Origin of the sequence: Mycolicibacterium pyrenivorans (assembly GCF_025821625.1) — a bacterium.
Taxonomy (GTDB): domain Bacteria; phylum Actinomycetota; class Actinomycetes; order Mycobacteriales; family Mycobacteriaceae; genus Mycobacterium; species Mycobacterium pyrenivorans.
Genome location: NZ_JACKSH010000113.1, coordinates 1 through 22052, shown reverse-complemented (window position 1 = coordinate 22052; position 22052 = coordinate 1). Strand labels below are relative to the sequence as shown.

Here is a 22052-nt window from a genome sequence, read left to right as displayed (position 1 = left end):
AAAATTGACCCTCAGCAAGTCAATGTTCTCAACTAGGACAGGCACTTCCGTGCATTAAAGGCCCGCGTCACCACCCAATTCATGAAACGTCGAGGCTAGGGGGTACTCGGCGCCGGGGGTAATGCTTGCTGACAGGGCCAATCTCAGCCCGTCAGGGCGATAACGACATTAGGGCCGTGCTGGAGGCTCGGCGGCAAGCGATGAAAACAGCGGTCTGGCGGCGTCGACTTCCAGGTACGTTCCTGACAGGAGTGGACTGGGAGTGAACGGAATGACGCACGGAGTCACTTCGACGCGCAGGACCGCCGTGGATTCGGTCGAAACCGCCGGGCAGCTGCTCATGTCAGTCGGTGTCTGCGTGATGTCCTCGGCCAATCTGACTCGCTGCCTGCAGGCAGACGCGGACGCGTGGGCCCGGTTCTCCACGCACTGGGAGGACCTGCGGCGCGATAGCTATGCGGCCGAGTTCGGCACGCAGCGGCTGCGCCGTTACGGGTGCTTCTCATTCAAGCCGGGCGATGGGGCCGCCAACGCGATGCCCCACCGCGCGTTCGCGCAGCCGCAGGACTCCAACCCTCTCTACATCGCCAGGGACCGCCACTTCGAGCCGCTGACCGACGCCTTCGCGGGCGACCCGTTGCTACACGCCCTGCTGAAGCTGCTGTGCGGCCTTGCCGCGGCGCTGGACGACGTTCCCGAGTGGAGCGTCGAGGTGCATCCGTTCCGGGTCCTCGGATCGGCGGACGGCGGGGGACGGCCCACACCCGAGGGCCTGCACCGCGACGGTGTCACGCTCGTCACCTCGCTGCTGGTCGACCGGCGCAATGCCACTGGCGGCGAGAGCTCGGTGTTCGACCTGGACGGCCGTCGGCTGTCGACGACGACGCTTGCCGAGCCCGGCACCCTCCTCTTGGGCGACGACCGACGCACCTTGCACCGCGTTTCGCCGATCCGGCCAGCCGACCCCGAGGGGCCCGCGCAACGCGACGTGCTGGTCATCACGTTCGCTCCGCTTTCGCACTCCGAAGCTCCTTGAGCCGGGCTCCGACGGGTTTCGTCGGCACAAGGTCGCCCGGCTTGGATTTCGTCACCGCGGTTCGTTGTGTCCGATCAACACCATTGCGGCGACGATCGCCGCAATCGGCACCACCGCCATGACCAGACCGAGCGTGTGGATTGCGTCGAGCATGCTTTGGGTCGCCGCCGCGCCCACCACTCTGGCCCGATCGGGGTCGACGACATGAGCGCCCCCGACCAGACCTCCGTGCGTTACCCGGAACGCCTCTCGCGCCTCCTCGAGGGTGATGCCGGAGCCGGCCAGCTTGTGCATGCCTTCGCTGATGACGAGGTTGATGCCGACGAGGGCGAATACGGCGGGTCCGAGTGAATAACCGGCCTGGTTGACCGCGCATTTGACACCCGAAACCGCGCCGCCGAGTTGGGCGGGCGCGCTGGCCATCATGATCGTCGCCTGGGGGGTCGCCACCATCGCACCCCCGACGGCGTTGAGTGCCAGGGCGGCAAAAACCACTGCGAGCGAGGTGTGCTCATCGAACGTTCGAAGTAGCAGGAGGCCGACGAGCATGACGGCCAGGCCGCCTGCCAGTAACGTGCGGTCACCGAACCGGGTCGCGCCCGGGCCGGCGGCGGTAGCGGCCAGCGCAGCCAGTGCGGTCGCAGGGATCAGCAGTAGGCCGAGCACTTGGGGTGACTCGCCGCGAACGGTGACCAGATAAAAGGCGAACAGGATCATCGACCCGGCAACCAGAAAGTTGAATGCCATGCCGGCGATCACGGCCGCGTTGAACCGGCCGGAACCGAAGATCCGCAGATCCAGCGCCGGCTCAGGTGTCCGCAACTCCCGGATCACGAACCCGATTCCGGCTACCAGTCCCATCAGGATCGAGGCGATGGCACCGGCATTGACGCCGGTCTCGAGCCGCGAGATCCCGTAGATGAGCCCGAGAAGGGCGCCGGCGACGAGCACCAGACCTGGCACGTCGAGGGTCCGGGGGGCGCGCGGCGTTTCCGGCACGTACCGCAGCGTGATGGCCAACGTCAGCACTGCGATGATCGGTGTCACGAGAAAGCACGCGCGCCAGCCGATGAGGCTCGCCAGCACACTCGCGAGTGCAGGCAGCGGTGTGACGATGGCATATCCGGCACCGAAATACAGGGCGATCGCCGCCGCTCGTCGACCCGGCGGGAACACCGCGTTGATGATCGCCAGCGATAAACCGAGCAGAAACGCAAGAGCCACCCCGACGCCGGCGCGGGCCACCACCAACACCGCCGCAGAAGGCGCTGCGGCGGCCAGCACACTGAACACGATGGTCCCGAGCAGTCCAAAGACGAACATGCGGCGCATGCCATACAGATCGCCCAGCGTTCCGGCTCCCAGTACGGCGGCGGCCATCGTCAGGGTCGCGAGGCTGGCTATGAGACTGGCCGTGCTGACTGAGATGTGCAGGCCGATCCGAACCTGCGCCATGTTGGCCGACAGGATCGTCGGATCAGCCACCGATATCGCGTAGCCCAGACCCATCGCGATCACCGTCATCGTGGCCGGCAGCCCGGAAGCCAGATGCTGCTGGGAATCGGAAGCAGGGACCGACGGCATTCGCAATACGCTATCTGCGCTCACCGTCGTGATGTCGCGGTCCGGTCAGGATGGCCGGCAGTAGATTGACGCGAAACTGAACCGCCGTTCAGCGTGATCCCAGAAGTTGGTCCCGAGCCGAGCCGATTTCTTGCATCCAAACACGCGGCGGGCTTTGCAGGTCGATGAAAGCGTGTGACGGATGTGACAAGTCAGCAACACTCCTGAGATGCAAAAACCCGGCTTGCATCTGGACTTCTGCGTGGTGCGCCGTCAGGGTTTCGAACCCCGGACCCGCTGATTAAGAGTCAGCTGCTCTACCAACTGAGCTAACGGCGCGCGTGTGAGACATTAACAGGCCCGTCGGCACAGTAAGAAATCGGCTTGTCCGCGCGTTGCCGGGACGTGACCTCGCAGTAGCACGTCCGCTTGAAACTGACCGTAGACTTGTCGCCAACGAGTTGTTGGTCGATTGATCCGGCGAGTACCGGGCAGGTGAGGTGGGGCGAAGTATGTGGCAGGTCAACACGGTGACCCGTGTGCGGCGGAAACGAGCCTGGTTGGTGGCCGTCGCGATGGTTCCCGCGATTGCGCTCGGCCTGACCGCGTGCGGCGGCAGTTCCGATGCGCCTCAGCCTCAGGTGATCAGCGACAAGGGCACCCCCTTCGGTGATCTGCTCGTGCCGAAGCTGACGTCCTCGGTTCAGGACGGCGCCGTGGGTGTGAGCGTTGACTCACCCGTGACGGTCAGCGCCGGTGACGGAGTGCTGGGCTCGGTGACGATGGTCAACGAGAACGGCAAGGCGGTGTCCGGCGAGCTGTCCAAGGACGGGCTGACGTGGCAGACCGTGGAGCCGCTCGGGTACAACAAGCGCTATACGCTGACCGCGCGGTCGCTGGGCCTCGGCGGCGCGACCAGCCGGACGATGAGCTTCGAGACGCATTCGCCGGAAAACCTGACCATGCCCTACGTGCTGCCCAACGACGGCGAGGTCGTCGGCGTCGGCCAGCCCGTGGCCATCCGGTTCGACGAGAACATCCCGAATCGGATCGCGGCGCAGCGGGCCATCACGGTCAAGACCGAGCCACCCGTCGAGGGTGCCTTCTACTGGCTGAGCAACCGCGAGGTCCGTTGGCGCCCGGCCGAGTACTGGAAACCGGGTACGAAGGTCGACGTGCAGGTCGACGCGTACGGCGTGGACCTGGGGGACGGTCTGTTCGGTCAGGACAACGTGTCGACGAGCTTCACGATCGGCGACCAGGTGGTCACCACCGTCGACGACAGCACCAAGACGCTGACCGTGCGCCGCAACGGCGAGGTCGTCAAGAGCATGCCGGTGTCGATGGGCAAGAACAGCACCCCCACCAACAACGGCGTCTACATCGTCGGTGACCGCCGGGCGGAGATGGTGATGGACTCGTCGACCTACGGTGTGCCGGTCAACTCGGCGAACGGCTACCGCACCGAGGTCGACTGGGCCACCCAGATCTCCTACAGCGGGATCTACGTCCATGCCGCACCGTGGTCGGTGGGTAGCCAGGGCTACAGCAATGTCAGCCACGGTTGCATCAACGTGAGCACCAGCAACGGTCAGTGGTTCTACGACAACTCCAAGCGGGGCGACATCGTCGAAATCGTGAACACGGTCGGCTCGACGCTGCCCGGCACCGATGGGCTGGGCGACTGGAACATCCCGTGGGAGCAGTGGAAAGCGGGTAACGCCAACGTCTGACCGGTCGTCGGCGTGGTTCCTACGGTGATTGCTCGATGGTCACGGGGTTTCGGTCTGCGTCGCCGCGCAGGTTCCCGGGGAAGCACGGCGACGATCCGATCAGCGACGGCGGGTACGCGGGATCAGGTCTGGCCTCGATCTGCAGGATGTATCCGTCGGGCGCGTAGCCGAAGCGATTCGGCTTGCTGAACCCGTCCCGCTCGATCACCTGCCAGCCCCACTGCTTCCACACCTCACCGGTCTGGATGACGATCGCGTCGAAGTCGGCGCCCGGCGCCGGCTTGATGTCACGCCAGTCCTCGACACGGACGGGCGCGTCGGGTCCGCTGGGGTGGTCCTCGCAGTAGTTCGTGCCGTCGCCCACGACATAGCGCGAGCCGTCGAGACGGGTGCCGGCCGGTAGCGCGTCGACCGTCCGCTGCAGATACTCGAGCAACGTCTGTTGGGCTTCCTGTTGGCTCGCCGGGGTTTTCGGGTTCGGGGGGACGGGAATCTGTTCCATGGGCTCTCCTGGAATGACGGTCGCGCCCGTGGGCACCGGCGGTCCGAGCGGTTCGCCGGGTCGGTCCGTAGGCGGCGAGCACGCGGCGACGACGACCGACAGCACAGCCGTGGTCGCACAGAGGGTGGCGGTTCGCTTCATGGCGTGAATGTCGGTGGCGTCACGTCCGTTTTCCCGGTGATGATGCGACCCATGTTAGCCAGCGCGGGGTTGCCCGGGCTCCAGTAGCTGCTGTGCGCGCCGATGGTCGGGCTGCCGAAGAGGCCGGAGGGGCCGGGTGCCGCCTCGAACGGGATGGCGCCGAACGCCCGCCCCATCGGGTCAGGGCCGAGGGTGGTGTAGGTCGCGATGCCGATGATGTCGTTCTCGGCGCGCGAGGCGAACACGTTCGCCCCCGGCGCCAGGTCGAGGTCACCGGCGTGGTCGGCCAGCACGCCCGGACTGCCCACTGCCACGACGTTGTTCGCATCGAGGTGGCCGTCGAGTCCGGCCGCACCGACGACGGTGGAGCCGTAGCTGTGCCCGATGACCGTGTTGATCGAGGGACCTCCCGCGGCTGCGGCATCGTGCGAGACGCGCATGCCTGCCTGGAAGTCCTGCAACGCGGAAGCGCCGTGGTGGGCATAGCTCGGCGATGGCGCGTCGGTGATGACGCTCATCGGCCGGTCGTAACCCAGCCATGTCGTCACCGACACGTCGGCTGAGTCCAGACCCGGGTCTGCCCGCAGTGCCGCCCGGAGCATCTCTTCTGACTTCACCGTGCTGAACTCCAGTCGCGTGAGGTCCTGCCCGGTCCCCGGGACGAAGGTGGCGTTGCGAATCGCCGTGTCCGGGTTGTTGATCGAGACCGACGAGTGCCCCAGCTCGTCGAGGGTGCCGAGGAATCGCGGCCGGCCGTCCGGTGATTCGAGTGCCCGCTGCACCTGCTCGTAGCTCCGTCGCGAATGCTGCGCCGCGTTCCATCGCTGTTTCCACTCGCGATAACCCGGCGGATTCGGGTTCGGGGTGCCGGGGGACCCGCCGACCCACTTCGGGTGCTCACGGGCGAGCCGATCGATCTCCCCCTGATTCGCGCTCCTCAGTTCTTCCAGGTGCCTCCGGTTGTAGTGGTCCTTGTCGGCGAACGGCATCCCGGGATTGTTGCCGATCGAATGATCCTGGGAGTACAACCAGTCCCGCTGCTCGGGGTTCAGCTTCTCCCACGCGTCGTGGAACCGTTGCGGGTCGTCCGGCAGGGGCTTGGACAGAAGATCCTGAATGTGAGGGTCGTTGGTATGCGGGGTATCCGGCAGCGGTTCGGTGCCTGTGGCCATCCCGATGGCCGTCGCCAATTCCCAGTCGATCCGGGCGGCCTCGGCGAGGATGCCCGCCAGCCGCGACTGCAGCTCCTGGCGGGTTCCTTCCCTGGCGATCATCTCGATCATGTCGGCCTGCAACGCAGGGCCGGGCACCACCTGGTTGCTCACCGGGTCGACCTCGAAACCCGCGTCCGCCGCATCCGTCTTCAGCTGCGCCAGAACCGATTTCACCAACTCGATGTCGTCGGCGGCCTTGCGTGCGGCCAGGGCGACCGTCAGTGCCTCGTTGCCGTGCGCGTCGAGATCCTTGCGCGTCTGGCCGATCGACACTCTGGCCGCCTCGGACGCCTCCCCGCCCCAGGAACCAAACACCGGCAGTTCCGCGATCCCGTCGGCCGCCTCGAACGCCGCCTCGGCCCTGCTGCGCGACGCGTTGAAGACCTCACGAACATCACCGGCGTCCCAGCGTTCGATATCGGTGACGCTGAGAGTCACGACATCCGGGCGATCGGCTAGAGCTGCATGTCTTCGGGCCGAATCGAGGCCACCACCGCGGTGATGGCCGAACCACTGTCCCGGTCGGTGCACAGGTACGCGGTCGCGCCCGCGCGCAGGTCGCAACCGTGGCCGACCAGCCGCCCGAACAAGGTGGCTGAATCCGCCTGCCACTTGCCGACCGCGATACTCAGCGCGGCCGCCGACCCCATCGGCAATCCGCGATGGGCAGCCTCGATCCGACCGTCGGCGGCGATGTGCCCAGCCTTGACCGTGTCGGCGTGGACATCGACAGTCGCCGCCGACAACTGCAGATCTTCGGTTATCACACTCAACGGTGCAGGCACAGGTCCTCCTTCGGCGGCGACGCACCCGCAATCGACGATATCGCGAGCGTGGGAGGGGGTTGCGCACCAAATATCCAGGGCCCTATCCAGGGCCGATGCCCACTGGAACGCAGAAGGTGGGAGGGCGAAAACGCCCTCCCACCTGCGGGGTGGCTGACGGGACTCGAACCCGCGACAGCCAGGATCACAACCTGGTGCTCTACCAACTGAACTACAGCCACCATCGCCGCTCACGCGGCGTCGTCGATCTTAGCCGCTGGAACCCTCCTGAGCCGAATCCTCGTCCGTCGGTGGCCCCAACTCGGCCGCGATCGCGGCGATATCAGTGGTCGACGGTCCGGGCGGCGTCACGAAAGCGGTCTGGCGGTAGTAGCGAAGCTCCCGGATCGACTCGTGGATGTCGGCCAGCGCACGGTGGGCCAGCCCCTTCGCCGGCTGGCCGAAGTAGATCCGCGGATACCACCGCCGGCACAGTTCCTTGATCGAGCTCACGTCGATCATCCGGTAGTGCAGATAGTCGTCGAGCTTGGGCATGTCGCGGGCGAGGAATCCCCGGTCGGTGGCGATCGAATTGCCGGCCAGCGGGGCGGTCTTGGCCTGGGGGACGTGGGTGCGCACGTAGTCCAGCACCATCTCCTCGGCGGTGGCGAGGTCGGTGGTCGACGCACGCACCTCGTCCACCAGGCCCGATTTCGCGTGCATCTGGGCGACGACGTCGATCATCGACGACAGCGCGTCATCGCCGGCGTGGATGACCACGTCGAGGCCGTCTCCGAGGACGTTGAGTTCGGAGTCGGTCACCAGCACCGCGATCTCGATCAGCAGGTCGGACTTGAGGTCCAGGCCGGTCATTTCGCAGTCGATCCACACCAGTTCGTCACGCACAGCGCTCAACAGTAAGCCCCACGATCACCACCGGCTGACCAGACCCGCCTACCGTGGTTGCCGCCCACGTAGGGTGCGACACATGACGACGGAGCCGGCAGCTTCTCCCGCACAGCAGATCGCCGCAGGTTACGGGGCCGAAGGCGCGGCGGTGGAATTGGGCGCGGTGGTCGTCGACGGGGTGTGCGATCCGGCGGCGAAGGTGCGCATCCCGCTGACCACTCTCAACCGGCACGGTCTGGTCGCCGGCGCGACCGGCACGGGGAAGACGAAGTCGCTGCAGGTGCTCACCGAGCAGCTGTCCGCGGCGGGCGTGCCGGTGGTGATGGCCGACGTCAAGGGCGACCTGTCCGGGCTGTCCAGGCCCGGGGCGGCGGGCGACAAGATCACCCAGCGTTCCACCGACACCGGTGACGCCTGGACGCCGACCGCCTACCCGGTCGAGTTCCTGTCGTTGGGCACGTCCGGCATCGGAGTGCCGGTCCGCGCCACCGTCAGCAGCTTCGGACCCATCCTGCTGTCGAAGGTGTTGGGGCTGAACAAGACTCAGGAGTCCACGCTGGGTCTGATCTTCCACTGGGCCGACCAGCAGGGGTTGCCGCTGCTCGACCTGAAGGACCTGCGTTCGGTGATCCGGTTCCTGACCAGCGACGAGGGCAAGCCGCAACTGAAGGCGCTCGGGGCGGTCTCGACCACGACCGCCGGGGTGATCCTGCGGGCGTTGGTGAATCTCGAGGCCGAGGGCGCCGGCACGTTCTTCGGCGAACCGGAGCTCGAGCCGGACGACCTGATGCGGGTCGACCCGTCGGGCCGGGGAGTCGTCACGCTGCTCGAGCTCGGTGATCAGGCTGCCCGGCCGGTGATGTTCTCCACATTCCTGATGTGGGTGCTCGCCGACCTGTTCACGTCGCTGCCGGAGGTGGGTGACGTCGACAAGCCGAAGCTGGTGTTCGTCTTCGACGAGGCCCATCTGCTGTTCACCGATGCCTCCAAGGCGTTCCTGGAGCAGGTGGAGCAGACGGTCAAGCTGATCCGATCCAAGGGTGTCGGGGTGTTCTTCTGCACCCAGCTGCCGACCGATGTGCCCAACGACGTGCTCAGCCAACTCGGCGCCCGGATCCAGCACGCGCTGCGCGCGTTCACCCCCGACGATCAGAAGGCGTTGTCCAAGACTGTGCGAACGTACCCGAAGACGGAGGTCTACGATCTCGAGTCGGCGCTGACCTCGCTGGGTATCGGCGAGGCCGTGGTCACCGTGCTCTCCGAGCGTGGTGCGCCGACGCCGGTGGCGTGGACCAGGATGCGGGCGCCGCGGTCGTTGATGGACACCATCGGCGCCGACGCCATCGCCGCGGCCGCCGCCTCCAGCCCGCTGCAGGCCGAGTACGGGCAGACGATCGACCGGGACTCGGCTCACGAACGACTGGCCGCCAAGCTGGCGCCGCCACCCCCGGTGACCGCCCCGGTGCCCGAGCAGCAGTTGCCGCCGGTGCCGCCGCCCTTCGAGATACCGCCGATGCCGGAGCCGGCTCAGTCGGAGGAACCGGGCCTGCTCGACAAGATGATGGAGAACCCGGCGTTCAAGAGCGCGATGCGCTCGGCGGGCACGGTGATCGGCAGGGAGATCACCCGCAGCATCTTCGGCACCGGTCGCCGTCGCCGCCGCCGCTGAGCCCTGCCGGAATTGCATTCCGGCAGGGGTCCACTCGACAAATCTCTGCTGGAATGCAATTCCGGCGCAGAGGGTCGCAGGGGGGTCAGTCGCCGCCGAGCTTCTTGTAGACGGCCCCGACGATCGGCGCGACGATCGACCGCGGTGCGTATCCGCTGGCCGCCGACATCGCCTTGGACGTGACGCCGGGGACGACGCGCATCTTGTTGCGCTCCAAGCCATCCAGCGACACCTTCGCGGTGTACTCGGTGGAGATCCACAGGAAATCAGGGATCAACCGCTCCACGAGAGACTGTTCGTGTTCCGCGGGCAGGGTCTCGCGCACCGGCCCCGGCGCCAGCACGGTGACGTGCACGCCGGCCGACTTCAGTTCCCCCCGTAGCGATTCACTGAAGGTGTTGACGAACGCCTTCGTCGCCGCGTAGGTCGCGTTGTTGGGAATCGGCGAGTTGCCGGCCGCCGAGCCGGAGATCAGGATGCCGCCCGCGCCCCGCGCCACCATGCCGGGCAGCACCGCGAGCACCAGGTCGTGAACGCCGAGCACGTTGAGCTGCACCTGTTTCCGTTCCTCGGCGGGGTCCAGCGACGCCACCGCCCCGAACGTCGCGGTGCCCGCGTTGGCGCACAGGATCGAGATGTTGCGGGCGGCCAGCTCCTCGCACAACTGGTCGCGGCCGGTGGGGTCGGCGAGGTCGACGGCGCGCACCTCGACGGTCACGCCGTACTGCTCGCGCAACCGGTTCGCGAGCGCGGTCAGCACCTCCTCGCGCCGGGCCGTGATGATCAGGTTGTGGCCGCGGGCGGCGAGCTCGACGGCGAGTGCCTCGCCGATGTTCTGCGACGCGCCGGTGACGACAGCCCGGGCATCCGTGCTGGGAGCGGGTACTGGCATGGGCCGGACTATATCGTGGGCGTCCATGAGCGAGCTGCCGCCTCCGGTCCGCCCGTCGGCGGCCGAGGCGCCCCGGTCGCGGATCCTGGCATGGGCGATGTGGGATTTCGGCGCAACGGCGATCAATGCGATCGTCATCACGTTCGTCTTCTCCGTCTACCTGACCGGGACCGTCGGCGCGGACCTGCCCGGCGACACCAGCCCGGCCAGCTGGCTGGGCCGCGCGCTCGCACTGTCCGGCCTGGTCGTCGCGCTGCTGGCGCCCGTCACGGGGGTGTGGGTCGACGCACCCGTGCGCCGGCGCCGGGTGCTCGCCGTGCTGACCGGATTGGTGGTCCTGCTGACCGCCACGATGAGCCTGATCCGTGACGATCACCGGTACCTCTGGCCCGGTCTGGTCCTGCTCGCCTGCACCGCGGCCTGCAGCGAGCTCGCCACCGTGCCGTACAACGCGATGCTGCGTCAGCTGTCGTCCCCCGCGAACTCCGGCCGGATCTCCGGATTCGGTCTTGCTGTCGGGTATTTCGGCAGCGTGCTGGCGCTGCTCGTGGTCTATCTCGGCTTCATCTCCGGCTCGGGGGACACGCGCGGACTGCTGGATCTGCCCGTCGACGGTGGCCAGAACGTGCGGGCGGCGATGCTGCTGACCGCCGCGTGGTTCGCGTTGTTCGCGCTGCCCCTGCTCATCTCGGTGCCGAGCCCCGACCCCGACGAGCACCACGCGCCGGTCGGCGTCCTCGGCGCCTACCGCAGGCTGGCCCAGGAGGTTCGTCGGGAGTGGCGCCGGGATCGCAACTTCGTCTACTTCCTCGGGGCCAGTGCGGTGTTCCGGGACGGGCTGGCCGGGGTGTTCGCGTTCGGCGCGGTCCTCGGCGTCAACGTCTACGGCGTGTCCGAGGCCGACGTGCTGTTGTTCGGTGTGGCCGCGTGCGTGGTGGCCGCGGTCGGCGCCGTGCTCGGCGGGCACGTCGACGACTGGGCGGGCTCCAAGCGGGTGATCGTGCTGTCCCTCGTCGCGATGATCACGGTCGGGTTGACCCTGATGACGCTGTCGGGGGCATTGGCGTTCTGGGTGTGCGGCCTGCTGCTGTGCCTGTTCATCGGGCCGACGCTGTCGGCGTCACGGACGCAGTTGCTGCGGATGTCCGTCGACGGCAAAGAAGGCGTCGCCTTCGGGCTGTACACGACCACCGGCCGCGCGGCGTCCTTCTTGGCGCCGTGGATGTTCTCGGTGTTCATCGATGTCTTCGACACCGAACGGGCCGGCATGGGCGGCCTGTGCCTGGTGCTCGCGCTCGGCCTGGTGGCGATGCTGGCGGTGCACGCACCGCATCGACGCCTGCGGACTTAGCCGCTGGTGGCGCAGATGGTCAGGCCTGCTCCGGACCGCTGTTCCACAGCCACCCCGTTCACGGCGATGGAGCACGTCAATTCGCGGCCGACGTTGATGATGCTGATGCTGGCCGAACCCTCCGCGGGCTGAGGCAGCGACACCTCCTTGCTCCAGGGCAGCATCACGTTGAACTCGGTCTGCAGCAGGCCGCCGGTGTCGACGTAGGTGATGTTGATCGCCCGTCCGGTGCCCTCGACGGTGTAGACGACGTTGTCGGTGGCGCCCTCGACGGTGGTGTCGGTGGGCGGCGTCCGCGACGGCAACGACGGTAGCGGCAGCAGCGGCGTCGACGGGATCCTTGAGGTCGTCGGCGGGGTCCGTGTCGTCGTGCTGGGGGTGGAGAAACTCGGTTCGGGCACCGACGGCAGCGGCGCCACCATGGTCTCCTGCTTGGAGCTGTTGACGATCACCAGCGCGATCACCAGGCCGACGACGGTGACCACTGCCACCGCTGCGACGATCCACAGCCAGCGCGGCGACTTCGGGCCGTCGGGTGGCGGCTCGTCACCCTGCCCGGGCGGGTACTGCGGGCCGTACGGCCCCGTCGCGGACGGGTCGTAGCCGTAGGGCGAATAGGCAGGCAGTCGCTCGGTGGAATGGGGTGGCGGGGGTGTCTGGTAGGGCGGGCCGTACGGCGCCTGGCTCGCGTAAGCCGGATCGGAATAGCCGGGCGGGCCGTAGCCGAACTGTTGAGTCGGCTCGTCACCTCTGCCGGAGCGCCACTGCTCCTCGCGTCCGCGGTCCGTCATGCCCACCTCATGGCTGCAGGGTACCTGTGCAACCGCTCAGTGCGCCGTTCACCGGCCCGGGCCTCGCTGCGGGCGCAGACCATGCAGAATCAGTCAGCGTGGCACAGCAGGTTCGCAGGCTCTACGGCGCTTCGATGTCGCCGGACGCCACCGCGTTCGCCCATCTCGTCGACGACGGCGGATATCCGCGCGCGGTGCAGCGGTTCCTGCGCGGTTGGCGGGCGAGCTCATCCCGCGACGTCGAGCTGCCGGTCGAGGGTCCCGTCACCCGCGTGCTGCATTCGGCCGACGGGTACTGGTTGGCTTGTCAGGTTGCGCCCGAGGGTGGCACGCGCAGCCAGATCTGGGTGGTGACAACCGATCCCGATGACCGCGACGCGCGAAGGGTCGATCATTGGCCGTCGGGTGTGGAGGGCACCGCCGAGTTGATCGGCTGGGACGGAACCCTGGTCGCGGCGATCCTGACCGGCGAGGACGGCGTGGGCAGCTCGTGTCTGATCGACCCGTCCGGGGGGACGACGACCGTGCTGGACCGACGGTCCGGCGGCAGGCTGGTCGATTCCTGGGCCGGGGCGGCGTTGGTGCGGGTCGGCCCGCGGGGCTACCGCGATCTGATGATGTTGCGGGGACTCACCGAAACCGCGCTGCTTCCCTATGACCCCGGTTCGACCACCGACACCGGCATCATCCTCGACGACCACAGCCCGCGCAGGCTGCGCTCCGGTCCCGAGGGCGAGGTCACAGAGCTGTACCACCCGGCGAAGGACTACGGGCTCAACAGCACCGAAGGCTATGTGCGTGCCCTCGTGCGCAGCGAGAACGGCACCGAGCATGCGCGGCTGCTCGAGGTGACGTCGACGGCGGACGGGTTGCTCTACCACGTGCTTGCCGAGCGCCCGGGCTGTGAACTGGATGAGTTCACCGTCAGCGACGACGGCTCCACGGTGGCGATTCTGTGGAACATCCACGGCGCCAGCGAGTTACAGATCCTCGACAACGTCGACAACACGCTGCACGATCCAATTCCGCTGCCGGGCATGGTCGTCAGCGAGCTGAGCATCAGCGCGGGCGGGTCGATGCTGGCGATGACGGTGGAGGGGCCGTCGATGCCGCCGACGGTCGAGTTGGTCGATCCGAGGACCCGCGAGTGGGAGCCCGTGGACCGCGAGCCGAGCAGTGGGCCGCTGTCCGCCGACCCCACGCTGGAGACCGTCACCGCGAGCGACGGATTGAAGTTCACCGGGTGGCTGTTTCAGCCGCCGGACGGCGTCGAGACGATCGGCGCGATGCTGTTCCTGCACGGCGGACCCGAGGGGCAGGGCAGGCCCGGCTACAACGAGTTCTTTCCCGGGCTGCTGGAAGCGGGAATCTGCGTGTTCCTGCCCAACGTGCGCGGTTCGGGTGGGTTCGGACGGTCGTTCATGCACGCCGACGACCGGGAGCGTCGCTTCGCCGCCATCGACGACGTGGCCGATGCGGTGCGGTTCCTCACCGACAACGGTCATGCTCCCCCCGGGAAGGTCGCCTGCTGTGGTTGGTCTTACGGCGGTTATCTGACGCAGGCGGCGCTCGCGTTCCATCCCGACGAGTTCGCGGCAGGCATCAGCATCTGCGGCATGAGCGATCTGAACACCTGGTACCGCAGCACCGAGCAGTGGATCGCCGCGGCGGCATATCCCAAGTACGGCCATCCGATCAGCGACCGCGATCTGCTGGAGGAACTGTCGCCGTTGCCGCGGGTCGAGGCGATGACGGCCCCGCTGCTGTTGGTGCACGGTCTCAACGACACCAACGTGCCGCCGAGCGAATCGCAGCAGATGTGCGACGCGCTCAGTGCGCTCGGCCGCAAGGTGGATCTACTCCTCTTCGAAGACGACGGTCACGAGATCGACAAGCGGGAGAACCGTGCGGTGCTGCTCAAAGCAATGACCGATTGGCTCACCGGGGCTTTCGCCGAGTGACCTGTTTGAGCGGAGGTTTACCGTATTTGTCTCCGGGGTAAAACACTGCTGCGCACCACTCGGGGTTGCGTTTACGGAGGAGGCACGGCATGCGAGGAATACTCGGATTCATTGTGCTCGTCTGGCTGTTGATCGGCGTCTTCGCTGCTTATCAGCGTGACTATTTCAGCGGTGGCGAAGCCAATTGCGCCACAGCAGGAAGCATCGCCCTGACGGTTGTCGCGGGACCGCTCAACTACGCGGGTGTGAATCCCAAAGTCGCTGAATGCAATGTTCCTGAACCCAGTCAGTAATAAACTGGCTGGCTATCTCACAGAATTGGAGTGGCCATGATCGTATTGGGCGCGATCCTGCTCATCCTGGGTCTTCTGCTCGGTATATCGATACTCACCTACATCGGTGTCGTTCTTCTCGTGATCGGTGCCGTGTTCTGGATTCTCGGGGCTGTGGGCCGTCCGGTGGGCGGCCGAAAGGCCTGGTACTAGCGGCTCAATCGCACAGTCGTCCGGCCGAGGTCAGCGCCGCGACCGTCATGGTTCTCAAGACGGTTCGCGAGCTGGCCTCGGCCGCTTTCGTGATACCGGGCTTCACGCTGTGCGACGTGGAGTTCAACAACCCGAACGTCGCATGAGCCATCAGCCGCGCGTCGACCTCGGTCAGGCCGGGGTTCCGCCTGCGCAACACCTCGACCCAGACCTCGACGTACTGTCGCTGCTTGCGGCGGACCTGCCGTTTGGCGGCGGGCGGTAGGTTGCCCAGATCGCGGTCCTGGATGCGGATCAGGTCGGATTCGCCCAATGCGAAGTCCAGGTGGAAGTCGATCAGATCCTCGAGCGCCGATTCGGCGTCGCCGTCGCGGCCGGCGACCTCGGTGGCGCCGGTCAACAGCCGCGTACTGATCCCGACCAGCAGCTCCACCAGCAGCGCCTCCTTGTTGGGGAAGTGCCGGTAGATCGCCGGACCGCTGACCCCGGCCGCCGCCCCGATGTCCTCGAGGCGCACCGCGAGGTAGCCGTGTTCGGCCATCAGGCGCTCGGCGGCGGTGATCAGTTGGCTGCGGCGATCGGATTTTGCCCTGCTGCGCCGGGAGGCGGCAGGCGCAGTCGGGGAGGGCTGACTCTGGGCGGTCATCACTCCAACCTCCTGCCGACGGTGGACACCGAGAGTTAATCGTGATTAACATACCATCGGTTAGTCCCGATTAACTCAACGAACTCATACGAGGCGGATTCAGCGATGGCAGCGCGGGCATCACATCGCGACGATCATGTCGCGCTGGTCGAACAGTTGCGGACCAAGCTGGCCGCGGCCGCCCTGGGTGGGCCGGAGCGTGCCCGCGAGCGCCACGTGAGCAGGGGCAAGCTGCTGCCGCGCGACCGGGTCGACGGGCTGCTCGATCCCGGCAGTCCCTTCCTGGAGTTGGCGGCACTGGCTGCCGACGGCATGTACGACGACGAGTGCCCGGGTGCCGGGATGATCGCCGGCATCGGCCGGGTGTCGGGACGCGAATGCATGATCGTGGCCAACGATGCGACGGTCAAGGGCGGGACGTACTACCCGATCACCGTGAAGAAGCACCTGCGGGCGCAGGAGATCGCGCTGCAGAACCTGCTGCCGTGCATCTATCTGGTGGACTCCGGGGGCGCGTTCCTGCCCCGGCAGGACGAGGTGTTCCCCGACCGTGAGCACTTCGGACGGATTTTCTACAACCAGGCGACCATGAGCGCCAAGGGAATCGCGCAGATCGCCGCAGTCCTCGGCTCCTGCACCGCCGGGGGCGCCTACGTCCCCGCGATGAGCGACGAGGCCGTTATCGTGCGCAATCAGGGCACCATCTTCCTGGGTGGCCCGCCGCTGGTGAAGGCCGCGACGGGCGAGGTCGTCACCGCCGAGGAACTCGGTGGCGGCGATCTGCATTCCAAGGTCTCGGGCGTCACCGATCATCTCGCCCACGACGATCGCGACGCCCTGCGGATCGTGCGCAGGATCGTCGGCACGTTGGCGCCGCGGACCGAGCCGCCGTGGCAGGTCGCGCCCGCCGTCGACGCGGTCGCCGACCAGACCGAGCTCTACGACGTCGTCCCGGTCGACTCGAAAGTCGCCTACGACGTGCACGAGGTGATCACCCGCATCGTCGACGGCGGCGAGTTCGCCGAGTTCAAGGCCGATTACGGCACCACGCTGGTGACCGGGTTCGCCCGCATCCACGGCCACCCGGTGGGCATCGTCGCCAACAACGGCGTGCTGTTCGGCGAGTCGGCCGTCAAGGGGGCGCACTTCATCGAACTGTGCGACAAACGCGTCACCCCATTGCTTTTCCTTCAGAACATCTCGGGGTTCATGGTCGGGCGGGACTACGAGGCGGGCGGTATCGCCAAGCACGGCGCCAAGATGGTCACGGCGGTGGCCTGCGCGAGGGTGCCCAAGCTGACTGTCGTGATCGGCGGGTCCTACGGCGCGGGCAACTACTCGATGTGCGGAAGGGCGTATTCGCCGCGCTTCCTGTGGATGTGGCCTAACGCGCGGATCTCGGTGATGGGCGGTGAGCAGGCGGCCTCGGTGCTCGCCACCGTCCGCGGTGAGATGACCGCGGAAGAGGAAGAGGCTTTCAAGGCGCCCATCCGCGCGCAGTACGAGAGCCAGGGCAACCCGTACTACTCGACCGCACGGCTGTGGGATGACGGGGTCATCGACCCCGCAGACACCAGAACCGTCGTCGGATTGGCACTTTCGGTGGTCGGGCAGGCGCCGCTCGAACCCGTCTCCTACGGCGTGTTCAGGATGTGACAGTGATGACACAGGGTTTCGACGTTCGGGGCGAGCGGAGCGACGGGATGTTCGATTCGGTTCTGGTCGCCAACCGCGGGGAGATCGCGGTCCGGGTGATCCGCACGTTGCGCACCATGGGAATTCGGTCGGTGGCAGTGTTCAGCGATGCCGATGCGGACGCCCGGCACGTCGCCGAGGCCGATGTCGCGGTGCGCATCGGACCGGCAGCTGCCCGGCGGAGCTATCTGTCGATCGACGCGTTGCTGTCGGCCATCGAGCGCACGGGTGCGCAGGCGGTGCACCCCGGATACGGGTTCCTCTCGGAGAACGCGCAATTCGCGGAAGCTCTGCGCTCGGCGGGGGTGGTCTTCATCGGGCCACCGGTGCGCGCGATCCAGACGATGGGTGACAAGATCTCGGCGAAGGCGGCGGTGTCGGCGTTCGGGGTGCCCGTCGTGCCCGGCATCTCGCGTCCCGGGCTGACCGATGACGACCTCATCGGTGGCGCCGCCGACGTCGGGTTCCCGGTACTGGTGAAGCCGTCGGCGGGCGGCGGCGGCAAGGGCATGCGCGTGGTGCACGAGGCCTCCGAGCTTCCTGCCGCGCTGGCAAGCGCACGGCGTGAGGCGGCGTCGGCGTTCGGTGACGACACGCTGTTCCTGGAGCGGTTCGTGCTCAACCCACGACACATCGAGGTGCAGGTGCTCGCCGACACCTACGGCAACGTGGTGCACCTCGGTGAGCGGGAATGCAGCCTGCAGCGCCGGCATCAGAAGGTGATCGAGGAGGCGCCGTCACCACTGCTCGACGCGACCACGCGGGCCCGTATCGGAGCCGCCGCGTGTGACACCGCGCGCAGCGTGGACTACACCGGCGCAGGCACCGTCGAGTTCATCGTCTCGGCCGACCGGCCGGACGAGTTCTTCTTCATGGAGATGAACACCCGTCTGCAGGTGGAGCACCCGGTCACCGAGATGGTGACCGGCCTGGACCTGGTCGAGCTGCAGGTCAAGATCGCGGCCGGAGAGAAGCTGCCGATCGTCCAGGACGACGTCCGGATGGACGGCCATGCCATCGAGGCCCGGGTGTACGCCGAGGATCCGGCGCGGGGCTTCCTGCCGACCGGCGGCGGCGTCGTCGGTCTGCGTGAGCCGTCGGGGCGGGGCATCAGGGTCGACTCCGGGTTGGCCCGCGGCACCGTGGTCGGCAGCGACTACGACCCGATGCTCGCCAAGGTCATCGCGCACGCAGGTGACCGCCCGGCCGCGCTGCGCGAACTCGACACGGCGCTGGCCGACACCGCGGTCCTCGGGCTGACCACCAACATCGAGTTCCTTCGCTTCCTGCTGGCTGATCCCGATGTCGCCGCCGGGCGGCTGGACACCGGGCTGCTCGACCGCCGCACAACGGAATTCGCGCCGGTCCCGCCCGGTGACGATGAGCTGATCGCCGCCGCGGCCTATCGATGGCTGCGGACCTGGCCGGCGGCTCCCACCGACCCGTGGGAAGTGCCGTCCGGGTGGCGCATCGCGGGTCGCGCGCCGACCACGATCCGGTTGCGGGCCGGGAACCGAACCGACCACGTCTGGCTGACCGGTTCGCCGGCGAGTGCGACGGCGACCGTCGAGGGCGGTGAAACCCGTACGCTGAGGGCATCGTTGGACGGTGACCGGTTGGTGGTCACTCTCGACGGGTTGCGCACCGAGTACCTGGTGGCCGCCGCCGACGGTCAGATGTGGCTGGCGGGGGCGGGCCGCGTCGCGCTGGTCGAGGAGGTGCGTGAAGCGCCGGTGCGCCCCGATGACGAGCACAGCGGTGATGCGGAGTTGACCAGCCCCATGCCGGGTGCGGTCGTCGCCGTCGGTGTGGACGACGGCGCGACGGTGACAGCCGGAACGGTGGTCGTCACCGTCGAGGCCATGAAAATGGAGCACGCGCTCGCCGCGCCGGTCGACGGTGTGGTGGAACTGATCGTCGGCGCGGGCGACCAGGTGAAGGTGGGCCAGGTGCTGGCCCGGATAACGGCAACCGAGGAGCTCTCATCATGACCGACTTTCTGACCACCGGGACACTGCCCGACCATTACCAGCAGCTGGCCAAGACCGTGCGCGACTTCGCCCAGAGCGTGGTCGCGCCGGTGGCGGCCAAGCACGACGAAGAGCACTCCTTCCCCTACGAGGTGGTGGCCGGCATGGCCGACATGGGGCTCTTCGGTCTGCCGTTCCCCGAGGAGTACGGCGGGATGGGTGGCGACTACTTCGCACTGTGCCTGGCGCTCGAGGAACTCGGCAAGGTCGACCAGAGCGTCGCGATCACGCTGGAGGCGGGGGTCTCGCTGGGCGCCATGCCCGTGTACCGCTTCGGCAACGAGGAGCAGAAGCAGGAGTGGTTGCCGCTGTTGGCCAGCGGCAAGGCGCTCGGCGCGTTCGGGTTGACCGAGGCGGGCGGCGGCAGCGACGCCGGCGCGACCAAGACCACCGCACGGTTGGATGGGTCAGCTTGGCTTATCAATGGCAGCAAGCAGTTCATCACCAACTCGGGCACCGACATCACCAAGTTGGTGACGGTCACCGCGGTCACCGGCGAATCCGGTGGCAAGAAGGAGATCTCGTCGATCCTGGTGCCGGTGCCGACGGAGGGCTTCACCGCCGAGCCTGCCTACAACAAAGTGGGCTGGAATGCGTCGGACACCCATCCGCTCAGCTTCGACGACGTGCGGGTGCCGCAGGAGAACCTGTTGGGCGGGCGGGGCCGCGGGTACGCCAACTTCCTGCGGATCCTCGACGAGGGACGCATCGCGATCGCCGCGCTGTCGGTGGGCGCCGCGCAGGGCTGCGTGGACGAGAGCGTCAAGTACGCAGGGGAACGGGAAGCATTCGGCCGCAAGATCGGAACCAACCAGGCGATCGCGTTCAAGATCGCCCGGATGGAGACCAGGGCCCACGTCGCCCGCGCGGCGTACTACGACGCGGCCGCGCTGATGTTGTCGGGCAAGCCGTTCAAGAAGCAGGCCGCGATCGCCAAGCTGGTGGCCAGCGAGGCCGCTATGGACAACGCCCGCGACGCCACCCAGATCTTCGGTGGCTACGGCTTCATGAACGAGTATTCCGTCGCCCGCCACTACCGCGACAGCAAGATCCTCGAAATCGGTGAGGGCACAACGGAAGTTCAGCTGATGCTGATCGGGCGGGAGCTCGGCCTGTGAGCGAGGACGCGATCAAGAAGGTCATCGTCCAGCGGGGGCTGTGGTTCGAGGAGTTCGAGACCGGTGTGCTGTACCAGCACCGGCCGGGGCGCACCATCACCGAGGCCGACAACGTCCTGTTCACCACGCTGACGATGAACACACAGGCACTGCATCTGGATGCCGCGTTCGCCGACGCGCTGCCGCCGTTCAACCAGCGACTGGTCAACTCGATGTTCACCCTCTCGACGCTGGTCGGCCTCTCGGTGGCGCAGTTGACGCAGGGCACCATCGTCGGGAACCTCGGTTTCAGCGACGTGGCGTTCCCCAAACCGCTGTTCCACGGCGACACGCTCTACGCCGAAACCGAGATCACCGAGAAGCGGGAGTCCAAGAGTCGTCCGGGGGAGGGCATCGTGACCTTCGCCCACACCGGCCGCAACCAGCACGGCGACGTCGTGGCGACGGCCTCGCGAAAGACCATGGTGCGCAAGCGCCCCGAGGGGGAGATCTGATGACACCGCGCACGCGAGGAGCAAAATGACACCGCGCACGCGAGGAGCGAAATGACACCGCGCACGCGAGGAGCGAAATGACACTGCGCACGCGAGGAGCGAAATGACACTGCGCACGCGAGGAGCGAAATGACACCGCGCACGCGAGGAGCGAAAATGGCTCTGGGCAACAACGGTCCGGGCTGGCTGTTCTGCCCCGCCGATCGTCCCGAGCGGTTCGAGAAGGCCGCCGCCGCCGCCGATGTCGTCATCCTCGACCTCGAGGACGGCGTGGCGGCCAAGGACCGGGAGGCGGCGCGTAGGGCGCTGCTGGACACCCCGCTCGACCCGGCCCGCACGGTGGTCCGCGTCAATCCCGTCGACACGCCGGACCACCCTCTGGATGTCGAGGCTCTCAAGGCCACGGACTACACCACGGTGATGCTGGCGAAGACCGAGACCGCCGAGCAGGTGTCGTCGTTGGCGCCGCTCGATGTGATCGTTCTGGTCGAAACCCCGCTCGGGGCCCTGACCGTCACCGAGACGGCGCGGGTCGACAACGCGTTCGCCGTGATGTGGGGCGCCGAGGATCTCTTCGCCGCCACCGGCGGCACCGCGAACCGCTGGCCGGACGGCAGCTATCGCGACGTCGCCAAGCACGTGCGGTCACAGAGCCTGCTGGCCGCCAAGGCCTTCGGGCGGATGGCGCTCGACTCGGTGTACCTCGACATCAAGGACCTCGACGGACTGCGCGCCGAGACCGATGACGCCGTCGCGGTCGGGTTCGACGCCAAGGTCGCCATCCATCCCACGCAGGTCGCGGTCATCCGCGCCGGCTATGCCCCGACCGCCGAGCAGATCGATTGGGCGCGTGCGGTTCTCGGCAAGGCGGGGGCCGAGCGTGGCGTGTTCCAGTTCGAGGGACAGATGGTCGACATGCCGGTGCTGCGGCGCGCCGAGCGCATCGTGGCCCTGGCGCCCTAGGTGTAACTCCCAGACAGGTTGTGAACGGCGTGGCTAGCAGAATGTAGGTGAGGACCTCCGGTATCGGTGTGGGTTACCACAACGCACATCGATCA

General features: G+C 67.4%; 20 protein-coding genes and 2 tRNA genes. 12 read left to right on the top strand and 10 right to left on the bottom strand.

Annotated features, from left to right (window positions below; genetic code table 11):
• Positions 1 to 271 precede the first annotated feature (271 nt).
• Positions 272 to 1036, top strand: a complete 765-nt coding sequence (locus H7I57_RS14580; RefSeq protein WP_264024262.1) for a 2OG-Fe dioxygenase family protein — start codon at positions 272 to 274, stop codon at positions 1034 to 1036.
• Between the two features lie 51 nt (positions 1037 to 1087).
• Here the strand turns inward: H7I57_RS14580 and H7I57_RS14575 are convergent, their stop codons facing one another.
• Positions 1088 to 2620: an MFS transporter gene (locus H7I57_RS14575; RefSeq protein ID WP_264024261.1), complete on the bottom strand. Its 1533-nt coding sequence runs from the start codon at positions 2618 to 2620 to the stop codon at positions 1088 to 1090.
• 242 nt (positions 2621 to 2862) lie between these two features.
• Positions 2863 to 2938 (bottom strand) — tRNA-Lys (locus tag H7I57_RS14570).
• A 173-nt stretch (positions 2939 to 3111) separates the two neighbouring features.
• On the opposite strand from H7I57_RS14570, the gene H7I57_RS14565 reads away from it, so the two are divergent.
• Entirely contained in the window at positions 3112 to 4332 is a 1221-nt protein-coding gene (locus H7I57_RS14565) for a L,D-transpeptidase (protein ID WP_264024260.1), read from the top strand.
• Positions 4333 to 4351: 19 nt separating this feature from the next.
• On the opposite strand, the gene H7I57_RS14560 is transcribed toward H7I57_RS14565, so the two are convergent.
• From H7I57_RS14560 to orn, 5 genes are all read right to left on the bottom strand, one after another.
• A complete protein-coding gene (locus H7I57_RS14560; protein ID WP_264024259.1) occupies positions 4352 to 4834 on the bottom strand; it encodes a hypothetical protein in 483 nt (160 codons plus the stop codon).
• Between the two features lie 137 nt (positions 4835 to 4971).
• The gene (locus tag H7I57_RS33495) at positions 4972 to 6627 is read right to left on the bottom strand and encodes an alpha/beta hydrolase (RefSeq protein WP_264024257.1); all 1656 of its coding nucleotides are present in this window, start codon (positions 6625 to 6627) and stop codon (positions 4972 to 4974) included.
• A gap of 17 nt (positions 6628 to 6644) precedes the next feature.
• The gene (locus H7I57_RS14550; RefSeq protein WP_264024255.1) at positions 6645 to 6974 is read right to left on the bottom strand and encodes a hypothetical protein; all 330 of its coding nucleotides are present in this window, start codon (positions 6972 to 6974) and stop codon (positions 6645 to 6647) included.
• A 148-nt stretch (positions 6975 to 7122) separates the two neighbouring features.
• A tRNA-His gene (locus H7I57_RS14545) sits at positions 7123 to 7195 on the bottom strand.
• Between the two features lie 28 nt (positions 7196 to 7223).
• Positions 7224 to 7859 carry an oligoribonuclease gene (gene orn, locus H7I57_RS14540; RefSeq protein WP_264024254.1) on the bottom strand — a complete coding sequence of 212 codons (636 nt, stop codon included), beginning with the start codon at positions 7857 to 7859 and terminating at the stop codon, positions 7224 to 7226.
• An 82-nt stretch (positions 7860 to 7941) separates the two neighbouring features.
• Between orn and H7I57_RS14535 the strand changes: the two genes are divergently transcribed.
• Positions 7942 to 9531: a helicase HerA-like domain-containing protein gene (locus tag H7I57_RS14535; protein ID WP_264024253.1), complete on the top strand. Its 1590-nt coding sequence runs from the start codon at positions 7942 to 7944 to the stop codon at positions 9529 to 9531.
• An 85-nt stretch (positions 9532 to 9616) separates the two neighbouring features.
• On the opposite strand, the gene cmrA is transcribed toward H7I57_RS14535, so the two are convergent.
• Entirely contained in the window at positions 9617 to 10423 is an 807-nt protein-coding gene (gene cmrA / locus H7I57_RS14530) for a mycolate reductase (protein WP_264024252.1), read from the bottom strand.
• A 25-nt stretch (positions 10424 to 10448) separates the two neighbouring features.
• On the opposite strand from cmrA, the gene H7I57_RS14525 reads away from it, so the two are divergent.
• Entirely contained in the window at positions 10449 to 11774 is a 1326-nt protein-coding gene (locus tag H7I57_RS14525) for an MFS transporter (RefSeq protein ID WP_264024251.1), read from the top strand.
• Here the strand turns inward: H7I57_RS14525 and H7I57_RS14520 are convergent.
• The gene (locus tag H7I57_RS14520) at positions 11771 to 12565 is read right to left on the bottom strand and encodes an MmpS family transport accessory protein (protein ID WP_264024250.1); all 795 of its coding nucleotides are present in this window, start codon (positions 12563 to 12565) and stop codon (positions 11771 to 11773) included. The two genes, H7I57_RS14525 and H7I57_RS14520, sit on opposite strands and share 4 nt — an antisense overlap.
• A gap of 134 nt (positions 12566 to 12699) precedes the next feature.
• Here H7I57_RS14520 and H7I57_RS14515 point away from each other — a divergent pair, with 134 nt between their 5' ends.
• The 3 genes from H7I57_RS14515 (at position 12700) to H7I57_RS14505 (ending at position 15011) form a co-directional block, all read left to right on the top strand.
• Complete coding sequence (locus H7I57_RS14515) at positions 12700 to 14526, top strand: alpha/beta hydrolase family protein (RefSeq protein ID WP_264024266.1); 1827 nt, start codon at positions 12700 to 12702, stop codon at positions 14524 to 14526.
• Positions 14527 to 14615: 89 nt separating this feature from the next.
• Positions 14616 to 14819 (top strand): hypothetical protein, encoded by a 204-nt coding sequence (locus tag H7I57_RS14510; RefSeq protein ID WP_264024249.1) that lies wholly within the window; start codon positions 14616 to 14618, stop codon positions 14817 to 14819.
• 36 nt (positions 14820 to 14855) lie between these two features.
• On the top strand, positions 14856 to 15011 hold the full coding sequence (locus H7I57_RS14505; protein WP_264024247.1) for a DUF6131 family protein: 156 nt from the start codon (positions 14856 to 14858) through the stop codon (positions 15009 to 15011).
• 4 nt (positions 15012 to 15015) lie between these two features.
• On the opposite strand, the gene H7I57_RS14500 is transcribed toward H7I57_RS14505, so the two are convergent.
• Positions 15016 to 15657 (bottom strand): SACE_7040 family transcriptional regulator, encoded by a 642-nt coding sequence (locus tag H7I57_RS14500; RefSeq protein WP_264024245.1) that lies wholly within the window; start codon positions 15655 to 15657, stop codon positions 15016 to 15018.
• A 105-nt stretch (positions 15658 to 15762) separates the two neighbouring features.
• Between H7I57_RS14500 and H7I57_RS14495 the strand changes: the two genes are divergently transcribed.
• From H7I57_RS14495 to H7I57_RS14475, 5 genes are all read left to right on the top strand, one after another.
• Positions 15763 to 17313: a carboxyl transferase domain-containing protein gene (locus H7I57_RS14495; protein ID WP_264024243.1), complete on the top strand. Its 1551-nt coding sequence runs from the start codon at positions 15763 to 15765 to the stop codon at positions 17311 to 17313.
• Positions 17314 to 17360: 47 nt separating this feature from the next.
• Positions 17361 to 19343 carry an acetyl/propionyl/methylcrotonyl-CoA carboxylase subunit alpha gene (locus tag H7I57_RS14490; protein WP_264024265.1) on the top strand — a complete coding sequence of 661 codons (1983 nt, stop codon included), beginning with the start codon at positions 17361 to 17363 and terminating at the stop codon, positions 19341 to 19343.
• Positions 19340 to 20500: an acyl-CoA dehydrogenase family protein gene (locus H7I57_RS14485; protein ID WP_264024241.1), complete on the top strand. Its 1161-nt coding sequence runs from the start codon at positions 19340 to 19342 to the stop codon at positions 20498 to 20500. The genes H7I57_RS14490 and H7I57_RS14485 overlap by 4 nt, the downstream gene beginning before the upstream one ends.
• 11 nt (positions 20501 to 20511) lie before the next feature.
• The gene (locus H7I57_RS14480) at positions 20512 to 20994 is read left to right on the top strand and encodes a MaoC family dehydratase (protein ID WP_264024263.1); all 483 of its coding nucleotides are present in this window, start codon (positions 20512 to 20514) and stop codon (positions 20992 to 20994) included.
• A 156-nt stretch (positions 20995 to 21150) separates the two neighbouring features.
• Positions 21151 to 21957: an HpcH/HpaI aldolase/citrate lyase family protein gene (locus H7I57_RS14475; RefSeq protein WP_264024239.1), complete on the top strand. Its 807-nt coding sequence runs from the start codon at positions 21151 to 21153 to the stop codon at positions 21955 to 21957.
• Positions 21958 to 22052: the final 95 nt, after the last annotated feature.